Origin of the sequence: Oerskovia sp. NPDC060287 (genome assembly GCF_042726775.1) — a bacterium.
Lineage (GTDB): Bacteria > Actinomycetota > Actinomycetes > Actinomycetales > Cellulomonadaceae > Oerskovia > Oerskovia merdavium.
This window is the reverse complement of the sequence record NZ_JBHXBO010000415.1, coordinates 1-1,193: the sequence shown is the minus strand read 5'-3', so window position 1 is coordinate 1,193 and position 1,193 is coordinate 1. Positions and strand designations below refer to the sequence as shown.

At 70.2% G+C, this 1,193-nt stretch carries 3 protein-coding genes; 2 read left to right on the top strand and 1 reads right to left on the bottom strand.

Going from position 1 to position 1,193, the window contains the following annotated elements:
* Positions 1 to 86 precede the first annotated feature (86 nt).
* Positions 87 to 356, bottom strand: a complete 270-nt coding sequence (locus ACFWFR_RS19425; protein ID WP_191801902.1) for a GlsB/YeaQ/YmgE family stress response membrane protein — start codon at positions 354 to 356, stop codon at positions 87 to 89.
* Between the two features lie 221 nt (positions 357 to 577).
* Here ACFWFR_RS19425 and ACFWFR_RS19420 point away from each other — a divergent pair, with 221 nt between their 5' ends.
* Both ACFWFR_RS19420 and ACFWFR_RS19415 read left to right on the top strand, forming a co-directional pair.
* Positions 578 to 826 carry a DUF2630 family protein gene (locus ACFWFR_RS19420; RefSeq protein ID WP_191801903.1) on the top strand — a complete coding sequence of 83 codons (249 nt, stop codon included), beginning with the start codon at positions 578 to 580 and terminating at the stop codon, positions 824 to 826.
* A gap of 108 nt (positions 827 to 934) precedes the next feature.
* Positions 935 to 1,144, top strand: a complete 210-nt coding sequence (locus ACFWFR_RS19415) for a hypothetical protein (RefSeq protein WP_377615620.1) — start codon at positions 935 to 937, stop codon at positions 1,142 to 1,144.
* The last annotated feature ends 49 nt before the right edge of the window (positions 1,145 to 1,193 follow it).

Sequence of the window (1,193 nt, the reverse complement as noted above, 5' to 3'; positions counted from 1 at the left end):
GGACGAGGAGGCGGGCCCTTCGCTCTGCCACCGCGGCCGGACGGGGCGCGACGAGCGCGCGGTGGCGGCCTGGGGGAGCGGGTGGGTCAGGCGGTCCGACCGTTGCGGCCGCGCACCGCCCCGTAGATGCCCAGCACGATGACCGAGCCGACGATCGCCAGCAGCCACGTCTGGATCGAGAAGAAGTTCTCGAGCGGGGCCGAGAACAGGACGCTCCCGAGCCAGCCGCCGAGCAGGGCGCCGACGATGCCGAGGAGGATCGTCATGAGGATCGATCCGGTCTGCTTGCCCGGGAGGATGGCGCGAGCGATGAGTCCGGCGAGCAGTCCCAGAACGATGAATGCGATGAAACCCATGTCATTCTCCTTTTGTCCCGAATGTGCCGTATTGGCCGGTAAGTACATACCTTGACACCCCTCGACGGGACTCGCACCCCGAATGGGGTAGATCGTCGGACACGTCACGTTCCGGCCGATTCGGGTTGCGACGGGTCGCGACGGGTGCCACCACGCGCACCCGTGCGCGCGGCCCGACGACCCGTCGGGCGCGCGCCGCGCCCCGGTCGTACCGTGGGGGAATGACCGAGGACCGAGGGATCCGGCAGTACATCGGCGACCTGGTGGCAGAGGAGCGTCGCCTGCGCGACGAGCTCGCCGGCGGGGAGATCAGCGCGTCGGAGGAGCACGAGCGGCTCCGTGCGATCGAGACCGAGCTCGACCAGTGCTGGGACCTGCTGCGCCAGCGCGACGCCGCACGGGAGTTCGGGAGCGACCCGGATGCCGCGTCGATCCGGGATGCCGGTACGGTGGAGCACTACCTGGACTGACGGCCGATCGCCTCGCGTGCGTGACGTCGTCGGGCAGACGCCTCCCGCTCGCGCGGGGGAACCCCGCGAGACCCCACCGAACGACACGACCAGTACGGAGCGAAGAGCATGAGCAGCCAGACGACGCAGCGCAACGAGGCCACCGAGCGAGCCGGGGCCATCGCCCGCTTCCTCGTGGCCTTCATCCTGTTCGTGGGCGGGATGGTCGCCTTCGGGTGGGCTTTCACGGTCGACTCGGGTCACGCCTGGATCTTCTCCGCGGGCCTCGCGATGGTGACCCTCGGCTGCTTCATCCCGATGGCCGGACGGGACCGCTGACGCCGGACCGCACGCACGACGAGGGGCCCAGCACCGCACGGTGCTGGGC